Below are 19,054 nucleotides of genomic sequence, written 5' to 3'. Positions count from 1 at the left end.
TCTTGGTACAACGTCTGCTTGCCCCCGGCGAGATCGAAGCGCTCGATCACAACGCCATACCACGCCTGCTGCTGCCGCAACCGCGCAGCCTCTTCGCGGCGCGCGCCGCCCGCCTTCGCCAGCTTGCCAAGAATGAAATCAAAGGTATCCCCGTCGGCGAAACGCTGCGCGGCTATCTGCTGCTGATGGCGGCGCTGGTGGACGCGCAGGCAGCCGTGGCGCACGCCCTTCCAGCGGAAACCTTCGCGCTGCCCGATGCGGCGGATATCGACGTCTCGCTTGAACACAATATGCCGCCGCTGCCGGTCAGCGGGGCCCGGCCGCCGTCTTGGCGCGCGGTATTCGACGCCCTGCTCGATCAGCTGGATACGCTGGCGGACGGCCAGCCGCAGATCGCCTCCGTGCTGGCCGAACTACGTGGGCTCGAAAGCGCGGAGCTGGAAGGCTGCGCCGACGCCGTGCTGGCCGAACTGACCGACGGCGTGCATCCGCTGCACGCGCCGTTCGTCGCCGCCGCCCTGCAGGTGATGTGGACCATGCGCGCCGGCCAGCTCGATGCGCAGCGCGTGCAGCCGCTGGTGACGAATACCCTGTGCCCGGTGTGCGGCGCGCATCCGGTGGCCAGCGTGATTCGCATCGGAGGCCAGTCGCAGGGCTATCGCTACCTGCAGTGCAGCTGCTGCGCGAGCGAGTGGCATATGGTGCGGGTCAAGTGCTCCTGCTGCGAGCATACCTCGCGCATCGCCTACCAGAGCCTCGAACCGGTGGATGCGGATGCGGCGCCGGAGAGCACCAGCAAGGCCAACGATCCAAGCAAGGTCGCGCGCGCCGAAACCTGCGAAGACTGCCGCACCTACCGCAAGATCTTCAACCAGGAACACGACTACAACGTGGAGCCGCTGGCGGACGACCTGGCCAGCCTGGCGCTGGATCTGCTGGTCGGCGAAGCGGGTTACGCCCGCGCCAGCGGCAACCCTCTGCTATGGTTCAACGCCGCATGAGCGGCAAGCCAGACACCGAGGCATGCTCGCCGGAGGCGGGCGCCATCCGCCTCCCGGCTGTCCACCTGATCCTGTCCGACGCCGCATGCACGCCGCTGATCGCCGAATATGGCCGCGTCCAGACGCTGGAAGCGGCCCGCGTGCTGCTGGCCGAACTGCGCAGCGTCATGCTCGCCAGCCGCCGCGACGGCGTGCCTGTGGCCACCGCCGGCGACACCGGCATCCCCGCCCTGCTGGCGATGCTGGCCGAACGCCTGCGCGATACCAACCGTTCGCCGTTGCGGCCCGTCTTCAACCTGACCGGCACCGTCCTGCACACCAATCTTGGCCGCGCCCTGCTGCCCGACAGCGCGGTGCAAGCCGTGGCAGAGGCGCTACGCTGGCCGATGAACCTGGAATGGGATATCGACACGGGCAAGCGCGGCGACCGCGACAACCTGATCGAAGACCTGCTGCTGGAGCTGACCGGCGCCGAAGCGGCCACCATCGTCAACAACAACGCCGCCGCCGTGCTGCTGATGCTGAACACCCTCGCCCAAGGCAAGGAGGTGATAGTCTCGCGCGGCGAGCTGGTGGAAATCGGCGGCGCCTTCCGCATACCGGACATCATGACCCGCGCCGGCGCTACGCTGCGCGAAGTGGGCAGCACCAACCGCACCCACCTGAAGGACTACGCCGAAGCCGCCGGCCCGCAGACCGCGCTGATGATGAAGGTCCATTGCAGCAACTACGCCATCACCGGCTTCACCAAAAGCGTGGAGCTGCCGGAGCTGGCGCCGCTCGCGAAGCAGCATGGCATTCCGCTGGCAGTGGACCTCGGCAGCGGCACGCTGGTCGACCTCGAACAATACGGCCTGCCGCACGAGACCACGGTGCGCGAGACCATAGAAGGCGGCGCCGACCTCGTCACCTTCAGCGGCGACAAGCTGCTGGGCGGCCCGCAATGCGGCATCATCGTCGGCCGCGCCGACCTGATTGCGCAGATCAAGAAGAATCCGCTCAAGCGCGCGCTGCGCGTCGGCAAACTGACGCTGGCGGCGCTGGAACCGGTGCTTGCGCTGTACCGCGCGCCGGACCTGCTGCCGGAACGCCTGACCACACTGAAGCTGCTGACCCGCCCCGCCGCCGCCATGCGCGAGCTGGCGCAGGCGCTGCTGCCGCCGTTGCAGGCGGCGCTGGGCGCTGGCTATGAAGTCAGCGCAGAACCGATGATGAGCCAGATCGGCAGCGGCGCCCTGCCCGTCGATCAGTTGCCCAGCCACGGTCTGGCGATACGCGCCGCTGCGGCGGGCCGCGTCAGCAACGCGCTGGGCGTGCTGGAGCAGCGCCTGCGCGCCTTGCCGCTGCCCGTGATCGGCCGCGTCGCGCAGGACACGCTGTGGCTGGACCTGCGCTGCCTGGACGACCACCAGCGGCAGCGCTTTGCCGATCAACTGGCGCTGCTGGCCGTATGATCGTCGGCACCGCAGGCCACATCGACCACGGCAAGACCACGCTGACGCGCGCGCTCACCGGCGTCGATACCGACCGGTTGAAGGAAGAGAAGGCGCGCGGTATTTCAATCGAACTCGGTTACGCCTACGCGCCGCTGGCAAACGGCGAGATCCTCGGCGTGATCGACGTGCCGGGCCACGAGAAATTCATCCGCACCATGGCCGCCGGCGTCACCGGCATCGACGCCGCACTGCTGGTGATCGCCGCCGACGACGGCATCATGCCGCAGACGCTGGAACACCTCGCCATCCTGCGCCTGCTGGGCGTGCGGCGCGGCGCAGTGGCGCTGACCAAGATAGACCGGGTCGATGCGCAGCGCGTAGAACAGGTGGAGCGCGATATCGAGGCCCTGCTGGCATCCACCGATTTTGCCGGCGCCCGGATCTTCCGCACCAACGCCGCCGCAGCCGGCGACGCGGGCGTCGATGCGCTGCTGCTGCACCTTGCGGACATGGCGGCGACGCTGCCTGCCGCCGACGAACGCCGCCTGTTCAGGCTTGGCGTGGACCGGGTATTCACCTTGCAGGGCCAGGGCACCATCGTCACCGGCACCGCGCTGGCTGGCAGCGTCCGCACCGGCGACATGCTGCAGCTTGCGCCAGGCGGCCAGCAGGCGCGCGTGCGCAGCATCCACGCGCAGAACAGCAGCGCCGACACCGGACGCGCAGGCCAGCGCCTGGCGCTGAACCTGGGCGGCGTGGCAAAGGAAGATATCGACCGCGGCGCCTGGCTCGTGGCGCCCGCGCTCGCGGCCTGCTCCGAACGCATCGACGCCGAACTGACGCTGATGCCGGACTGCGGCCAGGCGTTGAAGCCATGGTCGCCGCTGCACGTCCATCTGGGCGCCGCGCATCGAGCGGCCAACGTGGTGCTGCTGGAGGGCGACGTGCTGGCGCCGGGGCAAACCGCCCGCGTGCAGTTGGTGCTGGACGCGCCGGTGCATGCCGTTCCCGGCGACCGCTTCGTGGTCCGCAACGCGCAGGCCACCGTCACCATCGGCGGTGGCGTGGTGCTCGATCCCTTCGGCCCGTCGCGCAAGCGGCGCAGCGTGGCGCGGCTGGCGTGGTTGCAGGCGCTGTCCGACTATGTCGGCAGCGGCGATATTGGCGGGCTGTTGGCCCGCAGTCCGCTCGGCTTGCGCCTGTCGGATCTGGTGCGCCTGTCGCAGTTGCCGGCCACCCGGATCGCGCTGCCGCCGGACACCATCGACATCGCCCTGCAAGGCGGCGACCAGCTGCTGTTGGCGGCCGCAGAAGTACAAGCGCTGGAAGCACGCATCCTGAACGGCCTGGCCGTGTTCCATGAGCGCGTGCCCGACGACGCCGGTCCCGAACGATGGCGCCTCAAGCGCATGGTGGCGCCCGAGATGGAGGACCGCTTGTGGAGCCGCCTGATCGACACGCTGATCGGCGGCGAGCAGATACGGCAGCGCGGACGCAGCCTGCACCTGCCCGGCCACAGCGCGGAATTGAGCGACAAGGAAAAAGCGCAGGCCGCGCCATTGCTGGCGTCCCTGCTGGAGGGCGGCTTCGATCCGCCGTGGGTGCGCGACCTGTCGCGCGAGCACGACCTGCCGGAGGCGGAGCTGCGCCGCCTGCTGCGCAAGCTCTCCCGGACGGGAGAGATCAGCCAGGTGGTGCCGGACCTGTTCTACCATCCGCAGCGCCTGGCCGAACTGGCGGAGCTGGTGATGGCGCTGCCCGAAGTGCAAGCGTCATCGTTCCGCGACGCCGCCGGCCTGGGTCGCAAGCGGGCCATACAGATATTGGAGTTCTTCGATCGCGTCGGCTATACTCGGCGCGTGGGCAACATCCACTTGATACGGCCAAACGCGGTCTGGCTGTACAGCGGCGAGTAGTACCACGGAAGGCATACTCATCCGGTGATGGGGCCGGGCTTCAAACCCGGTGGGGGGCGTCGGACGCTCCCCTGTAAGTTCGACTCCTACTGCCTTCCGCCATTCACCGTATCGGCCACCATATCGGCGGCCGCTTCAAAGCTCGGCGGATCTTCGGCCAGCAACGACCATAGGCGGTTGTGTTCCGCGCCCTGCACCACATGCAGGCGGCTCGATTGCGCGCGCGTCGCGGCGGCGACCAGGCGCTGCGGAATCTCCAGCGGGATGGTGGCGTCGTGCTCGGCGGCGATCACCAGCAGCCTGCCTTCGAAGCGCGACAGGATGTCCCACGCGTCGCTGTCGGCCCAGCTGCGCTCGCGCCGTATCACCGCCGAGAAGTCGGGGCCGAAGGGCACCTCGTATGCCGATGGCGTGTACACGCCAGGCACGATCAGCACCAGCGCGTCGACGCGATGGCTTTGCGTCATGCGCACGGCGTTGTAGGCGCCCATGCTGGCGCCCACGATCGCCAACGGCTGCGGCACGCCGCGCGCCTCGACCACGGCCTGCGCCTGGCGCGTGCGGCTGGCCACCGACGATTGCGCCAGCGCGCCGCCGGTGTCGCCATGGCCTATGCAATCGAAGCTGGTGCTGCCTATGCCCCGCTGCTGCAAGGCGCTGCGCAACAGATGATGTCCATGGCGGCTGCCGGTGCCCGCGCCGTGCAGGTACACCAGGCGGTTGCTGGCGGCGCCGACGAACTGGTCGCCCTTCAGCACGATGCCTTCGTAGGCCACATCGAAATCGACGATCATTTGCCCGCCTCCCCGGCCAAGCGCTTGTTGAGCTTCTCGCGCGACTGCTGAACGTAAGCCTTGCAGCCTTCGCCGCCATCGAGCAAGGCGTGCGGCTTGCCGCTCTTGACCTTGTCCCACATGCCGGTGAAGTCCGGATGTCCGGAAACGACGATATCGCACGACGCCTTTTCCAGCGCGGCATAGCTTTGTTCATACTGCTTCAATACGGTGGGATGGACGCTGAACTTGTAGCCCTCGCTGGATACCGGATTGATGCTGTCGGCGAACACGATGCTGGCGCAGCGGCCCTGCTCGCAGGCGCTCCACGTCCAGCTGGTGCCGCCCGTCGTGTGGCCCGGCGTGTACAGCGCGGTCACGGCCAGCGGCCCCAGCTTGACCACCTCGCCGTCTCGCACCGTGCGCACCTTGACCACCTTGGGATACGGCGTGTTGCCTTCGAACTGGGGATCATCCTTGCCCATGCTGCCGCGCTTCAGCGCATCCGCCGTCGCCGGGCTGGCGACCACCTGTGCTCCCGTCATGCGCTGCAGCGCGGCGATGCCGCCGGCGTGGTCCCAGTGGTCGTGCGAGCTCAAAATCAGTTTGACGTCGCGCAGCCTGAAACCCAGCTTGCGGATGCTGGCGGCGATCAGTTCGGGCGAATCGGGAAACGCCCCGTCGATCAGAATGTGCCCTTGCGGCGACGTTACCAGCACCGAACTGAGGCCGGCCACGCCGACGTAGTAGCTGTTGCCATAGATCTGAAACGGCTCGACCGGCTTGTTCCAATCGTCGAAAACATGGGCGCCGGCCACCGCGCTCAGGCCGCAGAGCGCGGCAGCCACCAAAGATTTGATCATGAAGTGAACAGTGGAAAGCAGTTAGGAAAAGTCCAATATTGTACAACGCGCAGCCTTGCCAAAACAGCTTACGTAGCACTGCGTAGTGGACGCGCGGATCGCCTGTTTTCGTTGCGTGATCGTCACAAGAATTGTCAAAACAGGTAAAGATCAAAATGAAATGCGGTCCAAGCATTTCAGTCCGGCGTTAAAATGCATTGAAGAAATATTAGTTACCGCATCCCAATCCCCGATCCGGCCTGGCTTCACTCTCCCCCCATGTCCTTTCACCTCCTTTTAAAGGAAGCGCTATGCAATTTTCCGACATGAAAGTCAGCAACCGGCTGATCGTCGCCCAAGGCGCCTCGCTGGCATTGATGCTGGCGATCGCCGTCACCAGTTGGCTGAGCATCCGCAGTACCGCCGCAGACACCGACAACCTGCTGTCGCAGCGGCTGAAGATCGAGCGCCTGATTACCCATTGGAAGGCCATCGTCGAAACCAATGTCCAGCGCTCGCTGGCGGCCGCCAAGACCAGCGATCCGCTGGTGCAAAAATACTTCGAGAACGGCATCGCCAGCACCTCGAAGCTGGCGGAGGAAGACCAGCGCCTGATCGGCGAATCCGTGCGCGACCCGCTGGCCAAAGAGTTGTTTGCCGCCGCCCTCGACAAGCGCGCCGCCTACCAAAGCGCGCGCAAGCACGCGTTTGCGGAGAAGGCCGGCGGCGACCAGGACAAGGTCCGCCAGATCGTCGACCAGGAGTTCATTCCGGCCAGCGAAGTCTACCTCGCCAGCATACAGGCGCTGATCGCCCGCCAGAAGGCCGTCATCGACGAGCTCGGCGCCGGCATTCTTGATCGCAGCAGGCAATCCGCGTTCGCCATCCTGATCCTTTGCCTGGCGTCGGTGGCGATAGCATTGGCGCTGGGCTGGCTGATCACCCGTTCGCTGCTCAGGCAACTCGGAGGCGAGCCCGGCTATGCGGCCGGCATCACCGACCGCATAGCCGGCGGCGACCTGACGGTGCACGTGGCGCTGGCCGCCAACGATACGTCCAGCCTGCTGTACAGCATCGCCTCGATGCGCGACCGGCTGGCCGCCATCGTCGGCCAGGTGCGCACCAGCACCGACGCCGTAGCCACCGCGTCCAGCGAGATCGCCAGTGGCAACATGGATTTATCGTCGCGCACCGAGCAGCAGGCCGGCTCGCTGGAGGAGACCGCGTCCTCGATGGAAGAGCTGACGGCGACCGTCAAACAGAACGCCGAGTTCGCGCGCCAGGCCAATCAGCTGGCGTCGGCCGCATCAGGCGTCGCCGAGCGCGGCGGCAATGTGGTGGCGCAGGTAGTGACCACGATGGAATCGATCACCGCGTCCTCCAAGCAGATTGTCGACATCATCGGCGTGATCGACGGCATTGCCTTCCAGACCAACATCCTGGCGCTGAACGCGGCGGTCGAGGCTGCCCGCGCCGGCGAGCAGGGGCGCGGTTTCGCCGTGGTGGCGTCGGAGGTGCGCAACCTGGCCCAGCGCTCGGCGAGCGCCGCCAAGGACATCAAGCAACTGATCGGCGTTTCGGTCGAGAACATCGCCAGCGGCGCCTCCCTGGTCGACGAGGCCGGACTGACGATGAACGACCTGGTCTCCAGCGTCAAGCGGGTCAGCGACATCATGGCGCAGATCATGGACGCCGGACTGGAACAGGAAGCCGGCATCGAGCAAATCAACCAGGCCATCATCGAGATGGACGGCGTGACGCAGCAGAACGCGGCGCTGGTCGAGCAGGCGGCGGCAGCGGCGGAGTCGCTGCAAGGCCAGTCTGGCCATCTGGCCGAACTGGTCAGCGTGTTCACGCTGGACGGCTCGGGCCAGACCGCCACGGTACGGCCGATTTCCTCGAGCCGGCCGCGCCCGGCCGCAGCCGGCCGGAATACGGCGGCCGTTCCGCGCCTGCGCCTGGGGACGCAGCGATGAAATTGTGACCGATGGCGCTGGCGCCATGGTCATCTCGGGCGGAGGCTGGCACAATACCTTGTTGCCATCCAAAGGACCACCCATGACCTCCCCAACGCTGCGCGCGCACAACTGGCTGCACGGGGCGCCGACCAAGGCCAACCTCATCAAGATCATCAGCAAGGGCGTGCCGGAGAAGGACATGCCGGCCTGGTCGCCGGCCCTGAACGCCGGCCAGATCGCGCTGCTGGCCGACCTGATCGCCGCCAACGCCGGCAAGCCAGCCGCCGCGCCATCGCCAGCCACTGCGGCCACAGCTGCCGCGGCGGCCGCAGCCAAGGCCCAGCAGAATGTGCCGGACCTGAGCGGCTTCAAGCTGCCCAAGGGCTTCCACATCAGCGTCTACGCCAACGACGTCAGCACCGCGCGCAGCATGGTGGTGTCGGACAGCGGCATCGTCTACGTCGGCTCGCGCAAGGCCGGCAAGGTGTACGCGCTGGTGCCGCGCGCCGACAAGCAGACGGCCGATGTCGTCACCGTCGCCGAGGGTCTGGAAAATCCGATCGGCGTCACGCTGCTCAATGGTGCGCTGTACGTGGGCGAGATCAGCCGCGTGATCCGCTTCGACAAGATCGACCAGCGCTATGCGCAGAAGCCATCCTACGAGGTGGTCAAGGTCAGCCTGCCCAACGACAAGTGGCATGGCGAGAAGGTCATGAAGGCCGGGCCGGATGGCAAGCTGTACATTCCCGTCGGCGCGCCCTGCAATGTGTGCGATGTTGAAGACACCAAGAGCGCGAAAATCTACCGCATGAATGCCGACGGCAGCCAGCTGGAAGAATATGCACGCGGCGTGCGCAACACGGTGGGATTCGCTTTCCATCCGACTAGCAAAGTGCTGTGGTTCACGGACAACGGCCGCGACGAGATGGGCGACAACACGCCGTCGTGCGAGCTGAACGTGGCGCCCAAGGCCGGCATGCATTTCGGCTTCCCCTATTGCCACGGCGGCGTGGTGCCGGACCCGGACTTCGCCAAGGGCCGCAGCTGCGAGGAGTTCGAAGCGCCGGTGGCCAAGCTGGGGCCGCACGTGGCGCCGCTGGGATTGGCCTTTTACACGGGCAAGCAGTTCCCCGAGGCTTACCGCAACAACGTCTACATCGCCGAACACGGCTCGTGGAACCGCTCGACCAAGAGCGGCTACAGCGTGCGCCTGATCACGCTGTACAACAGCAAGGTCGTCACCGACACCGCCTTCATCGACGGCTTCCTGCGCGGCGAGGAAGTGGTCGGCCGCCCGGTGGATGTGGCGACGCTGCCGGATGGTTCGATGATCGTGTCCGACGACTACGGCGGCCGCGTGTACCGCGTGACTTACGACGGCAAGTAATCCGCCGACAAAACCTGCCCGAAGTCCCATATTCGGGCTTCGGGCAGGCCGGATAAATTGGCCTCACTGCCTGCCAGGTCGACCGCATCGTCCCATACGTCCTGATCCCACTCGGGATCTTCCAGCAGCCGCCGCAAGCTTGGCATGCGTTTCAACAGCCTGTCGATCTTGTCGCGCTGGTGGCGTATGGTGTTTTTCCAGCTGCGGCCGCGCCGATCCGGCTGGTACTTCCACTTCAGTAAATGCGCCATCAATATCGCAATCCGGTGCGCCAGTTGATGGCGGTGGCTGATATTCATGTCCTCGATTTCTTCGGCGATGTGCTCGATGTCGAGCAACGCCCATTGGCCGGTGCGCAGCAAGGCCACCTGCTCCAACGCCCACTCGGCCACGTCGTCTTCGTAAGTCGCAGTCATGATCGATACCTCCCTCATGATGAGACCGTGGGCCGGGGAAAAAGTTCAGCCCAGTTGGGCGATGGCGTCAGCGACGCGCTGCTCCAGCGTACCGGTCAGCAAGACATAGGGCAGCTTGCGGCGGGACAGCTCATCCAGGTACCAGCGATGCTGCTGCTGGCGGAAGTCGACATCGCGCCGGGTGCCGTCCTGGATGAAATCGAAATCCGGCGCGCACAGGAAGAAATGCTCGTATGGCGCATCGGCCATCGCCTCCAATGCAGGATCGGCGCGGCCGAACATCTCGCGGGAATAAAACAAGGTGGTCAGCGGCGACGTGTCGCAGAACAGAAAGCGCTTCGCCTGCAAGCGCGCTTGCGCTTCGCGTTGCAGCTGCGTGCGGCCGATGCGGGCCATGTCCTCGTAATTGAGCACGCCGTCCTGCGCCACCCATAGCTCACGGCCATATTCGGGCACCCAGGTCGTGCCGAGCCGCTCGGCCAGGGCGGCAGCCAAGGTGGTCTTGCCGCTCGACTCGCCACCGATAATACAGACCCTCTCGACAAAACTGGCATAGACCACGTCCGACAAAAACCGGCGATGCGCATGTGGATCGCTACGCGCCATCGTCCCGGACACCGGCACCATGCGCCTCGCCTGGTCCACATTCACATGCTGCACCGCGTGCGGCCGCCCTGTGCGCTCGGTGATTGACGGCGGACCGCTAGTCGGGAAAGAAGTCCGGCGCCAGCGCCTGCTCCAGGGACCAGGGGCAGGCTAAGGGCAAGTCGAAGCAATGGTCCTCTCCGACCACTCTCATTAACGCGTCCAGCCAGGCATCTTGAACAAAATCCGCGTCGCCGACAGTTCTATGCAGACTGGGCGCCCGGTTGAGCATGCGTAGAATCTGTGTCCGCTGCAAATCGATCAACCTCCGCCATAGACCGCACCGATGTCCGGATTGGCGCTGCCATCGCGCCAGATGGGCCAGCAATCCGGCGCAGCGCCATGCCAACTCATCCCTCCAGCGCCATGCGATATGTTCGACCTCCTCCGCAAGGTTCTGCTTATCCAGCAAGGCAAGATCGCCGGAGCGCAACCAGAACGCCTGCTCGCGGGTCCATTCGGCAAAGTCGCTTTCGTAAGAAGCAGCCATGATCACTCCGGGAAAAAATCAGGTTCCAATATTTGCTCGACGGTCCAAGGCAACATTTCCGGCAAATCCTGCAAGTGTGTTTGCGCCTCCGCATCCATCTTGGCGCGCCGGTAGACTTGCCTGAGCCACTGAGGGTCGTTCAGCAATGGTTTCAAATGAGGATATTGGACAAGATCTTCGGCAACAGCAGTGCGCTGTGCCCTGATTGTCTTCACCCAACTGCTACCTCGCCTGCCCGGCTGATACTTCCATTTCAGGAGATGTGTAAGAAGCACGGTTTGACGGCTTTGAAGCTCTCTCTTTTCGCTCTTGCCCACATCCTCGATCTCCTCGGCGATGTTGTCGATGTCCAGCTGCCACCACTGGCCACGACGCAACAAGGCCGCCTGTAGTTCGGACCAGGCGATGACGTCGTCTTCGTATAAGGTGCCCATGATCTGGTTCGACCGGGCGCGACTCTAAAAGTTCGGGACGAAAAAAAACCGCCGGATCTCTCCGGCGGTTTTTTGTCGAACAAGCTACAGCTTACTGTGCAACGGCAGCAGCGGCTTCTTCAGCAGCGGCTTTCATCGACAGTTTCAGACGGCCGCGGTCGTCGGTTTCCAGAACCTTGACGCGCACTGCCTGGCCTTCTTTCAGGTAGTCGGCAACGGCGTTCACACGCTCGTTGGCGATTTGCGAGATGTGCAGCAGACCATCTTTACCTGGCATGACTTGAACGATCGCGCCGAAGTCCAGCAGCTTGAGCACAACGCCGTCGTAGGTCTTGCCTACTTCAACCGATGCGGTCAGTTCTTCGATGCGGCGCTTGGCTTCCTGGCCGGCAGCAGCGTCGACGGAAGCGATAGTGACCACGCCTTCGTCGCTGATGTCGATCTGGGTGCCGGTCTCTTCGGTCAGGGCGCGGATGACTGCGCCGCCTTTGCCGATGACGTCACGGATCTTCTCCGGGTTGATCTTGATGGTGATCAGGCGCGGTGCGAAGTCCGACAGTTCGGTCTTCACGTGCGGCATGGCTTTTTGCATTTCGCCCAGGATGTGCTCGCGGCCTTCTTTGGCTTGCGCCAGCGCCACTTGCATGATTTCCTTGGTGATGCCCATGATCTTGATGTCCATCTGCAGCGCGGTGATACCGTTGCGGGTACCGGCTACCTTGAAGTCCATGTCGCCCAGGTGGTCTTCATCGCCCAGGATGTCCGACAGCACGGCGAACTTGCCGCCTTCCTTGATCAGGCCCATCGCGATACCGGCGACGTGCTCTTTCATTGGAACGCCGGCGTCCATCAGCGCCAGGCAGCCGCCGCAGACCGAAGCCATCGACGACGAACCGTTCGATTCGGTGATTTCCGACACCAGGCGCACGGAGTAGCTGAACTCTTCCGGCGATGGCAGTGCGGCGATCAGCGCGCGCTTGGCCAGACGGCCGTGGCCGATTTCGCGGCGCTTAGGCGTGCCGACGCGGCCGGTTTCGCCGGTGGCGAACGGTGGCATGTTGTAGTGCAGCATGAAGGAGTCGGTGAACTCGCCCATCAGCGCGTCGATCTTCTGGCTGTCGCGTGCGGTGCCCAGGGTGGCAACCACCAGCGCCTGCGTTTCGCCGCGGGTGAACAGCGCCGATCCGTGGGTGCGTGGCAGCACCGAGGTGCGGATCGAGATCGGACGTACGGTGCGGGTGTCGCGGCCGTCGATGCGTGGCTCGCCGTCCAGGATCTGGGTACGGACGATCTTGGCTTCCATGTCAAACAGGATGTTGTTCACTTCGGCTGCATCGACCGGCGCGGCGCCGGCGGCTGCGGCTTCAGCGGACAGGTCGGCCAGCACTTCGCTGGTGGCGGCCTTCAGCTTGGCGGTGCGCTCTTGCTTGTCTTTGGTCTGGTAGGCTTCGTTGATTTTGCTCGATGCGAAATGCGCAACGCGGCCGATCAGCGCTTCGTTCTTCGCTGGTGGCACCCATTCAACTTCAGGCTTGCCGCCGTCGCGTACCAGATCGTGGATCGCGTCGATGACTGCTTTCATTTCGGTGTGGCCGAACACCACGGCGCCCAGCATGATTTCTTCGGACAGCTGCTGCGCTTCCGATTCCACCATCAGCACGGCGGTTTCGGTACCGGCGACAACCAGATCCATCTGCGAGGTCTTCAGTTGTTCAACGGTAGGGTTCAGGATGTACTGGCCGTTGGCGTAGCCGACGCGCGCTGCGCCGACCGGGCCGTTGAACGGTACGCCCGACACGCACAGGGCGGCCGATGCGCCGATCATGGCGGCGATGTCTGGATCGATTTCCGGGTTGACCGACAGCACGTGAATGATGACTTGCACTTCATTCAGGTAGCCTTCCGGGAACAGCGGACGGATAGGACGGTCGATCAGGCGGGATGTCAGCGTTTCTTTTTCCGAAGGACGACCTTCACGTTTGAAGAAACCGCCCGGGATTTTACCGGCAGCATAGGTTTTCTCAACGTAGTCGACGGTCAGCGGGAAGAAGTCCTGGCCTGGCTTGGCGTCCTTGCGTGCGACGACAGTAGCCAGCACCACGGTATCTTCAATCGATACCATGACTGCACCGGAGGCCTGGCGAGCGATCTCGCCGGTTTCCAGCGTCACGGTGTGTTGGCCGTACTGGAAGGTTTTCGTAACTTTATTAAACATGGGTAATCCCTTTCTATTTGCCGACAGATTTTCAGGGGCTGTCGTTCACCTCACCACAGACGGCGGCTAACCGCCGTCTTTACTGCAACTGCTAAAACCCAGGAATTCCATGTCGCACTGCCAAGACGCTATTCCGCTTGGCAAGTTTTCCCGGCGAAAATGACAAAATGCCCGCGTCAGCAAACTGGCGCAGGCATTTCGATTAAGCCGGATGACGCAAAAATTACTTACGCAGACCCAGTTTAGCGATCAGATCGCGATAACGGGTAGCATCTTTGCCCTTCAGGTAGGACAGCAGGCTCTTACGACGGTTAACCATCATGATCAGACCACGACGCGAGTGGTGATCCTTGCTGTGTGCCTTGAAGTGGCCGTTCAATTCGTTGATGCGTGCGGTCAGCAGCGCAACTTGAACTTCCGGGGAGCCGGTGTCTTTTTGACCACGGGCGTTGTCCGCGATGATCGCGGCTTTGTTGATGTTTTCTACGGTCATGATATTTACCTTTAACATGCGGTGCGCGGAGTCTGAACCCTGCACACCGTGAACTTCAAAAAAAACTGATCCGAAGACCAGACCCGGAAGTATAGCGGAAAATCCCCCGCATGTATCCTGTGTTGGCTACAATTCTTGTATCTTTCCAGTTCTACAGAGGGGTTCGTCATGAAAAAACTGATGTTTGTGGCAATGTTGCCGGTCGTGTTGAGCGCCTGCGCCAGCATGAGCACCCCTCCCCTGGCGGCCGGCGAACCCGCCGACGCGGTCAAGGCCAAGCTGGGCCAGCCCACCGGCACCTACGCCAGCGGCGCCGACACCATGCTCGAATACGCCGGCGGCCCGTTCGGCCAGTACACCCACATGGCCCGCATCGGACCGGACGGCAAGCTGATTTCCTTCGAACAGGTGCTCAGCAGCGAGAAGTTCGCCACCGTCAAGCCGCGCAAGGACAGCAAGCAAACCATCCTCAGCACCTTTGGCAGGCCGGCGCAGCAGGTGCACTATGCCAGCGTCGACGGCGATGTGTGGGTATACCGCTACAAGGAGCAAAACGTCTGGGATTCCGTGATGCACGTGGAATTCGACCGCAACGGCATCGTCCAGGCCATGGTCAACGGCCCGGACCCGGAACGGGAATCGCGCCGCGGTCGTTAAAAATGTAGCAAAGATACACAGAAACAATCCCTTATCGTGAGGGATTTCCCCATTTTTGTAGCCAAACTACTTTTTCAAGTAGATAATACGCCAACAAAAATGGAGATCCCCCATGCACGCAAAAGTGAAACCGGCCACGCCGGCGCAAAAGCCGAAGCTGTCGTTCTGGGCCATCTGGAACATGAGCTTCGGTTTCCTCGGCATCCAGGCCGGCTTCGCCCTCCAGCAAAGCAACGTCCCGCGCATCTTCCAGACCATGGGCGCCGAACTCGACAAGATCGGCTTCCTGATGACCGCCGCGCCGCTGGCCGGCCTGCTGGTGCAACCCATTATCGGCTACCTGAGCGACCGCACCTGGGGCCGCTGGGGCCGTCGCCGCCCCTACTTCTTCATCGGCGCCGTGCTGGCCACGCTGGCGATGCTGGGTTTGCCGAACGCCACCGTGTTGTGGACCGCCGCCGCCATGCTGCTGGTGCTCGACGTGGCGATCAATATTTCGATGGAGCCGTTCCGCGCCTTCGTCGGCGACCTGCTGCCGAAGGAACAGCTGACCACGGGCTATGCCGTGCAGACCTTCTTCATCGGCGTCGGCGCGGTGGGCGCCTCGGCCCTGCCGTGGGTGCTGACGCACTGGTTCGACGTGGCCAACACCGCCGCCGCCGGCAAGACGCCGGACTCGGTGGTCTACGCCTTCTACATCGGCGGCGCGATCTACCTGGCGGCCGTGCTGTGGACCGTGCTGCGCACACGCGAATACTCGCCTGAGCAGCTCAGCCAATTCCATCCCGAGCAGGAACAAACGGCGCCGACATCGACCGGCGTGCGCGGCTTCATCAACGACTACCTCAACATGCCGAAGATCATGGTGCAGCTGTCGCTGGTGCAGTTCTTCACCTGGTTCACCTGGTTCTCGATGTGGACCTACGGCACGGCCACGCTGACCCAGCACATCTACCACGCCACCGACACCACCTCCGCGCTGTACAACGAAGGCGCCAACTGGTGGGGCGTGTGCGGCGCCGTCTACAACGCGGCCTCGATCGCCTTCGCCTTCGTGCTGCCGCTGATCGCCGCGCGCACCAGCCGCAAGACCGCGCACGCACTGGCGCTGGCCGTCGGCGGGCTGAGCTTCGTCTCGATCTACTTCATCACCTCGCCGATGATGTTGCTGTTGTCGTTTGCCGGCGTCGGGCTGGCGTGGGCCAGCACGCTGTCTATGCCCTACGCCATCCTCGCCGGCAAAATACCGGCGAAGAAAATGGGCATGTACATGGGCATGTTCAACATGTCGATCGTGATCCCGCAGGTGGTGTCCGGCGTCTGCCTGGGCTACTTCCTGACGCATGTGTTCAACGGCAGCGCCGTGATGATGATGGTGCTGGGCGGGCTGTCGATGCTGATCGCCGCCGCGCTGGCCTTGCGCGTCGAGGAAGAGTAGTAGGAACAATCCCACGCGAAGTGTGGGAGTGCGCCGACGTAAATCGCCATGACCGATTGCTAAGATTCCGGCATTCAATCGCCAACCAATCGGAGCACTACATGTCCTTACGCACGCCCCCTGCACGCCACGCCATCTACGCCGCCACCCTGCTCGCATTGAGCACCGTCACCGCACTGGCCTGGGCCGATCCCTCGCCCGCGCTGGACCGCGCCAGTGTATCGGTCGGCGCGTTCTACGCCGATCCGCGCATCAACTACGAAGGCGACACCAACTACGGCCACATCGACAGCGGCAGCTACAAGGCCGATCACGCGACGCTGCCGCGCGTCAAGGCGCAGCTGCTGCTGGGCGACACGCAGGGCCTGGATTTCGATTACTACAACTACAGCAAGACCTACAATCCCACCCTGAGCGGCAGCACCAACCGCAACGGCGTTCCGTTGACCGGCAACGGCAAGCTGGATGCCAAGCTGAAACTGGACCTGGCCAACCTGGCCTACAAATGGTGGCTGGGCAGCGGCAATGATGTGTTCGGCATCGGCGTCGGCGCAGCCTACTACCGCGCGCGCATCGATGGCACCGCCAGTGGCGTGCTGAACGGCGTGGCCGGCAACGCCCGCTACTCGGAAAGCGAAAACGCCTACGCGCCCCTGCTGGAACTGGGCTGGCGCCATGCGTTCTCGCAGAATGTGCGCATGTATGTGGACGCCAACGGCATCAAGAAAAACGGCGGCAGCATCCAGGGCCACATCTACGGCGGCGCCATCGGCGTGGAATGGTATCCGACGCCAGCCGTCGGCCTGGTGGCGGAATACAGCGCCTCCAAGATCAGTCTGCACCGCCAACGCGACGCCATGGATGTCAACGTCCGCCTGAACGGGCCGGCGGCCTACGTCAAGTTGCGTTTCTAAGCCAGGCAGGCAGTTCGGTCTTGCCGCGCGCCGACACCGACAGCGCGCGGCTGTCTTCGCTGCGGCCCAGCCAGCCGCGCTCGACGAAGTTGTCGAGCAGCGCCACGGCCAGCGGGCCGGCGAAATGATCCCTTCGTTCGGACCAGTCGACGCAGCCATACAGCTGGCGCTGCATCGTCGCGCCTTCCGACAGCACGATGCCCAGTTCACGCAGCTGCGCTTCGCCTGCCGGTGTGAGCGGGTACTCGTGCCCATCGCCCTCGCCCGGTTTGACCCAGCCGTTATCGACGAAGCAGCGGCACAGGTCCACACCCAGCACGCCGGCCAGGTGGCCATAGCAGCTGCGCGCGTGACGCAGGCCGCGCATGGCCGGCGCCTGCCAGCGTGTGGTCTCGGGCAACGCGCCATCGGCGACGCGCAGCAAGGCTTCCAGCGCATGGGCGACATTGCCGTCGGCGAGCATGTAGTAGCGGTGGCGGCCTTGCGCACGCACCCGTGCCAGGTTTTCGTCGACCAGCAGCTTCAGGTGCTGCGAAGCGGTCGGGGCGGATACGCCGGCGTGCTGCGCCAGATCGGTGGCGGTATAGAAGCGGCCATCGAGCAGGCGCGACAGCATCAGTGCGCGGGTCGGGTCGCCGATCGCGGCGGCCACGCGGGCGAAGCGGGGTTGCGGCGTGCTCATCGCGCGGCCACGGATGGATGATGGGGCGGCGCTTCGTCGCGCTCCATCAGGCCATAATCGCGGATGACACTGGCTACGCGCAGGCGGTAGTCGTCGAACACGCCGCTGCGGCCGGCGCTTTGCGCCTCGCGATGCAGCGCCTGCTCGCGCCAGGCGCGCACCGCATCCTCGTCACGCCAGAACGACAGCGACAACAGCTTGCCGGGCGACTTCAGGCTTTCAAACCTTTCGATGGAAATGAAACCGTCTATCTTTTCCAGCAGCGGCGCCAGCTGGGCTGCGCGGTCGAGATATTCGGCACGGCCTCCGGTACTGGGGATGACTTCGAATATCACGGCGATCATGTCGAGCTCCTGAGCAAAAAGTCATTGACGGCATTGTAGAGCAGCCCACGCGACGACTCCAGATGCATCAGGTGCGTGGCGCGCGGGATGGTCTTGCAGACCTTGACGCTGGCGCCCAGTGTCGCCAGCAAGCGGACGGCATCGGCATCGGCGCAGACGCTGTCCCATTCGCCGCGGACCAGCAGCGTCGGCGTGTCGATGCGCGCCGGGTCGTACAGCGCATGGCCGGACCACAGCGCGCGCACATCGATTTGCGGCCCTGCCGGCGTCAGCACGGCTGGCGGCGTGCGGCTGGCGGCGTCGGCGTCGGAGGCCAGAAATACGGCGCTCCACTGCTGGAAATGCGCCTCCGACAGCAGTTGCGGCTGGCCACGCGGGACGTCTTCGACAAAGCGCCGGTACTGCGCCCATGCGGTCAGCGGATAGTGCGACGCCATGCCGGCAGCGGCAGGCACGCAGGCGCCGGCCACCGTGGCGGCGCTGCGCGTGACGATGGGCGCGAACAGCACCAGCGCGCTGAGCTCCTGCGGGTGATCGCCTGCATAGCACGCCGCCACCGATCCACCCCACGAATGCGCCAGCAGCATGACCCGGCGGCCGCCGTTGCGCTCGCGGACGGCGCGGACCACGCGGTGCAGCTGCGCCTGCACGTCATGCAGACGGCCTGCGGGAATGGCGTCGTCTTGCGGATAGCGCTCCGAAGCGCCGTAGCCGGCAAAGTCGAAGCCCCATACGTTGAAGCCGGCGTCGTTCAATTCATCGGCCCAGCTGCGGCCGTCGAACGCGAAGAACACCGAGAGATCGGCGCCGAACGTGGAGCCGTGGACGTAGATCACATCGCCCCGGTCGCCGGCGGAGCGGCGCAGCCGCAGCGCCAACATCGGCGTTTCCATCAGTTTGATCATTGAAGCCTCCTGTCATCGAATCGACAAGATAGCTGTTTGCATCGACGCATGCTTCGGCGTGGAGCGAAGCATGCGTCGATTCAAAAGAATGCTGGAACATGCTATTCA

19 protein-coding genes and 1 tRNA gene are annotated in these 19,054 nt (G+C 64.3%); 9 read left to right on the top strand and 11 right to left on the bottom strand.

Features of this window, described 5'->3' with window-relative positions:
• The first annotated feature begins 2 nt into the window (after positions 1-2).
• The 4 genes from fdhE to DUGA2_RS08820 all read left to right on the top strand — a co-directional run bounded on the left by fdhE (position 3) and on the right by DUGA2_RS08820 (position 4,455).
• Positions 3-1,001 (top strand): formate dehydrogenase accessory protein FdhE, encoded by a 999-nt coding sequence (gene fdhE, locus DUGA2_RS08835; RefSeq protein WP_070268837.1) that lies wholly within the window; start codon positions 3-5, stop codon positions 999-1,001.
• Positions 998-2,455, top strand: coding sequence for an L-seryl-tRNA(Sec) selenium transferase (gene selA, locus DUGA2_RS08830; protein WP_070268835.1), 1,458 nt, complete (start codon positions 998-1,000; stop codon positions 2,453-2,455). The genes fdhE and selA overlap by 4 nt, the downstream gene beginning before the upstream one ends.
• Positions 2,452-4,353 carry a selenocysteine-specific translation elongation factor gene (selB, locus tag DUGA2_RS08825; RefSeq protein ID WP_070268833.1) on the top strand — a complete coding sequence of 634 codons (1,902 nt, stop codon included), beginning with the start codon at positions 2,452-2,454 and terminating at the stop codon, positions 4,351-4,353. The genes selA and selB overlap by 4 nt, the downstream gene beginning before the upstream one ends.
• 6 nt (positions 4,354-4,359) lie before the next feature.
• Positions 4,360-4,455: transfer RNA gene (locus DUGA2_RS08820), tRNA-Sec, on the top strand.
• Here DUGA2_RS08820 and DUGA2_RS08815 read toward each other — a convergent pair.
• Both DUGA2_RS08815 and bla read right to left on the bottom strand, forming a co-directional pair.
• Positions 4,440-5,147, bottom strand: coding sequence for an alpha/beta fold hydrolase (locus DUGA2_RS08815; RefSeq protein WP_071658888.1), 708 nt, complete (start codon positions 5,145-5,147; stop codon positions 4,440-4,442). The two genes, DUGA2_RS08820 and DUGA2_RS08815, sit on opposite strands and share 16 nt — an antisense overlap.
• Positions 5,144-5,989: a subclass B3 metallo-beta-lactamase gene (bla, locus tag DUGA2_RS08810; protein WP_070268831.1), complete on the bottom strand. Its 846-nt coding sequence runs from the start codon at positions 5,987-5,989 to the stop codon at positions 5,144-5,146. The genes DUGA2_RS08815 and bla overlap by 4 nt, the downstream gene beginning before the upstream one ends.
• 290 nt (positions 5,990-6,279) lie before the next feature.
• Here bla and DUGA2_RS08805 point away from each other — a divergent pair, with 290 nt between their 5' ends.
• The gene (locus DUGA2_RS08805; RefSeq protein WP_070268830.1) at positions 6,280-7,944 is read left to right on the top strand and encodes a methyl-accepting chemotaxis protein; all 1,665 of its coding nucleotides are present in this window, start codon (positions 6,280-6,282) and stop codon (positions 7,942-7,944) included.
• Between the two features lie 82 nt (positions 7,945-8,026).
• Entirely contained in the window at positions 8,027-9,313 is a 1,287-nt protein-coding gene (locus DUGA2_RS08800) for a PQQ-dependent sugar dehydrogenase (protein WP_229214640.1), read from the top strand.
• On the opposite strand, the gene DUGA2_RS08795 is transcribed toward DUGA2_RS08800, so the two are convergent.
• The 6 genes from DUGA2_RS08795 to rpsO form a co-directional block, all read right to left on the bottom strand.
• Positions 9,298-9,729, bottom strand: coding sequence for a DUF29 domain-containing protein (locus tag DUGA2_RS08795; RefSeq protein WP_070269088.1), 432 nt, complete (start codon positions 9,727-9,729; stop codon positions 9,298-9,300). The two genes, DUGA2_RS08800 and DUGA2_RS08795, sit on opposite strands and share 16 nt — an antisense overlap.
• Positions 9,730-9,774: 45 nt before the next feature.
• The gene (locus DUGA2_RS08790) at positions 9,775-10,374 is read right to left on the bottom strand and encodes an AAA family ATPase (RefSeq protein ID WP_229214639.1); all 600 of its coding nucleotides are present in this window, start codon (positions 10,372-10,374) and stop codon (positions 9,775-9,777) included.
• Between the two features lie 58 nt (positions 10,375-10,432).
• Complete coding sequence (locus DUGA2_RS08785; RefSeq protein WP_070268829.1) at positions 10,433-10,864, bottom strand: DUF29 domain-containing protein; 432 nt, start codon at positions 10,862-10,864, stop codon at positions 10,433-10,435.
• A 2-nt stretch (positions 10,865-10,866) separates the two neighbouring features.
• Positions 10,867-11,298, bottom strand: coding sequence for a DUF29 domain-containing protein (locus DUGA2_RS08780; RefSeq protein ID WP_070268827.1), 432 nt, complete (start codon positions 11,296-11,298; stop codon positions 10,867-10,869).
• A 91-nt stretch (positions 11,299-11,389) separates the two neighbouring features.
• On the bottom strand, positions 11,390-13,513 hold the full coding sequence (pnp, locus tag DUGA2_RS08775; protein ID WP_070268825.1) for a polyribonucleotide nucleotidyltransferase: 2,124 nt from the start codon (positions 13,511-13,513) through the stop codon (positions 11,390-11,392).
• Between the two features lie 223 nt (positions 13,514-13,736).
• Positions 13,737-14,006 carry a 30S ribosomal protein S15 gene (gene rpsO / locus DUGA2_RS08770; RefSeq protein ID WP_008450438.1) on the bottom strand — a complete coding sequence of 90 codons (270 nt, stop codon included), beginning with the start codon at positions 14,004-14,006 and terminating at the stop codon, positions 13,737-13,739.
• A gap of 168 nt (positions 14,007-14,174) precedes the next feature.
• Between rpsO and DUGA2_RS08765 the strand changes: the two genes are divergently transcribed.
• From DUGA2_RS08765 to DUGA2_RS08755, 3 genes are all read left to right on the top strand, one after another.
• Positions 14,175-14,663 (top strand): hypothetical protein, encoded by a 489-nt coding sequence (locus DUGA2_RS08765; RefSeq protein ID WP_070268823.1) that lies wholly within the window; start codon positions 14,175-14,177, stop codon positions 14,661-14,663.
• A 112-nt stretch (positions 14,664-14,775) separates the two neighbouring features.
• Entirely contained in the window at positions 14,776-16,101 is a 1,326-nt protein-coding gene (locus DUGA2_RS08760; RefSeq protein WP_070268821.1) for an MFS transporter, read from the top strand.
• Positions 16,102-16,202: 101 nt separating this feature from the next.
• The gene (locus DUGA2_RS08755; RefSeq protein WP_070268819.1) at positions 16,203-17,015 is read left to right on the top strand and encodes a hypothetical protein; all 813 of its coding nucleotides are present in this window, start codon (positions 16,203-16,205) and stop codon (positions 17,013-17,015) included.
• Here the strand turns inward: DUGA2_RS08755 and DUGA2_RS08750 are convergent.
• From DUGA2_RS08750 to DUGA2_RS08740, 3 genes are read right to left on the bottom strand one after another with little or no spacing between them, the layout of a single operon-like run.
• Positions 16,999-17,697 carry a helix-turn-helix transcriptional regulator gene (locus DUGA2_RS08750; protein WP_070268816.1) on the bottom strand — a complete coding sequence of 233 codons (699 nt, stop codon included), beginning with the start codon at positions 17,695-17,697 and terminating at the stop codon, positions 16,999-17,001. The two genes, DUGA2_RS08755 and DUGA2_RS08750, sit on opposite strands and share 17 nt — an antisense overlap.
• Entirely contained in the window at positions 17,694-18,041 is a 348-nt protein-coding gene (locus tag DUGA2_RS08745) for an antibiotic biosynthesis monooxygenase (RefSeq protein WP_070268813.1), read from the bottom strand. The genes DUGA2_RS08750 and DUGA2_RS08745 overlap by 4 nt, the downstream gene beginning before the upstream one ends.
• Positions 18,038-18,946, bottom strand: coding sequence for an alpha/beta hydrolase (locus DUGA2_RS08740; RefSeq protein ID WP_070268810.1), 909 nt, complete (start codon positions 18,944-18,946; stop codon positions 18,038-18,040). The genes DUGA2_RS08745 and DUGA2_RS08740 overlap by 4 nt, the downstream gene beginning before the upstream one ends.
• Between the last annotated feature and the right edge of the window lie 108 nt (positions 18,947-19,054).

This window comes from Duganella sp. HH101 (assembly GCF_001758795.1).
GTDB classification, from domain to species: Bacteria; Pseudomonadota; Gammaproteobacteria; order Burkholderiales; family Burkholderiaceae_D; genus Rugamonas; species Rugamonas rivuli.
Note: the sequence above shows the minus strand (reverse complement) of the source record. Positions and strands in the feature narration are given on the sequence as shown.

Bases quoted from the DNA above. Each gene is read 5' to 3' on its own strand.
- selA (WP_070268835.1), top strand. From the start codon at position 998: ATGAGCGGCAAGCCAGACACCGAGGCATGCTCGCCGGAGGCGGGCGCC.
- selB (WP_070268833.1), top strand. From the start codon at position 2,452: ATGATCGTCGGCACCGCAGGCCACATCGACCACGGCAAGACCACGCTG.
- DUGA2_RS08815 (WP_071658888.1), bottom strand. From the start codon at position 5,147: ATGATCGTCGATTTCGATGTGGCCTACGAAGGCATCGTGCTGAAGGGC.
- bla (WP_070268831.1), bottom strand. From the start codon at position 5,989: ATGATCAAATCTTTGGTGGCTGCCGCGCTCTGCGGCCTGAGCGCGGTG.
- DUGA2_RS08805 (WP_070268830.1), top strand. From the start codon at position 6,280: ATGCAATTTTCCGACATGAAAGTCAGCAACCGGCTGATCGTCGCCCAA.
- DUGA2_RS08800 (WP_229214640.1), top strand. From the start codon at position 8,027: ATGACCTCCCCAACGCTGCGCGCGCACAACTGGCTGCACGGGGCGCCG.
- DUGA2_RS08795 (WP_070269088.1), bottom strand. From the start codon at position 9,729: ATGACTGCGACTTACGAAGACGACGTGGCCGAGTGGGCGTTGGAGCAG.
- DUGA2_RS08785 (WP_070268829.1), bottom strand. From the start codon at position 10,864: ATGGCTGCTTCTTACGAAAGCGACTTTGCCGAATGGACCCGCGAGCAG.
- DUGA2_RS08780 (WP_070268827.1), bottom strand. From the start codon at position 11,298: ATGGGCACCTTATACGAAGACGACGTCATCGCCTGGTCCGAACTACAG.
- pnp (WP_070268825.1), bottom strand. From the start codon at position 13,513: ATGTTTAATAAAGTTACGAAAACCTTCCAGTACGGCCAACACACCGTG.
- rpsO (WP_008450438.1), bottom strand. From the start codon at position 14,006: ATGACCGTAGAAAACATCAACAAAGCCGCGATCATCGCGGACAACGCC.
- DUGA2_RS08765 (WP_070268823.1), top strand. From the start codon at position 14,175: ATGAAAAAACTGATGTTTGTGGCAATGTTGCCGGTCGTGTTGAGCGCC.
- DUGA2_RS08760 (WP_070268821.1), top strand. From the start codon at position 14,776: ATGCACGCAAAAGTGAAACCGGCCACGCCGGCGCAAAAGCCGAAGCTG.
- DUGA2_RS08755 (WP_070268819.1), top strand. From the start codon at position 16,203: ATGTCCTTACGCACGCCCCCTGCACGCCACGCCATCTACGCCGCCACC.
- DUGA2_RS08750 (WP_070268816.1), bottom strand. From the start codon at position 17,697: ATGAGCACGCCGCAACCCCGCTTCGCCCGCGTGGCCGCCGCGATCGGC.
- DUGA2_RS08745 (WP_070268813.1), bottom strand. From the start codon at position 18,041: ATGATCGCCGTGATATTCGAAGTCATCCCCAGTACCGGAGGCCGTGCC.
- DUGA2_RS08740 (WP_070268810.1), bottom strand. From the start codon at position 18,946: ATGATCAAACTGATGGAAACGCCGATGTTGGCGCTGCGGCTGCGCCGC.